The sequence below is a fragment of the Paenibacillus taichungensis genome (assembly GCF_013359905.1).
GTDB classification, from domain to species: domain Bacteria; phylum Bacillota; class Bacilli; order Paenibacillales; family Paenibacillaceae; genus Paenibacillus; species Paenibacillus taichungensis.
The window spans coordinates 1-324 of sequence record NZ_JABMCC010000093.1 but is presented as its reverse complement, the minus strand read 5'-3'; the positions used below and the strand labels follow the sequence as shown (position 1 = coordinate 324).

1 rRNA gene is annotated in these 324 nt (G+C 53.4%); it reads right to left on the bottom strand.

Annotated features, from left to right (window positions below):
* Window positions 1–324 (bottom strand): 16S ribosomal RNA (locus HP548_RS03040); the annotation flags it as partial.

Sequence of the window (324 nt, the reverse complement as noted above, 5' to 3'; positions counted from 1 at the left end):
GATGATTTGACGTCATCCCCACCTTCCTCCGGTTTGTCACCGGCAGTCACCTTAGAGTGCCCACCCGAAATGCTGGCAACTAAGATCAAGGGTTGCGCTCGTTGCGGAACTTAACCCAACATCTCACGACACGAGCTGACGACAACCATGCACCACCTGTCTCCTCTGTCCCGAAAGAAAGGTACATCTCTGTAGCGGTCAGAGGAATGTCAAGCCCTGATAAGGTTCTTCGCGTTGCTTCGAATTAAACCACATGCTCCACTGCTTGTGCGGGTCCCCGTCAATTCCTTTGAGTTTCAGTCTTGCGACCGTACTCCCCAGGCG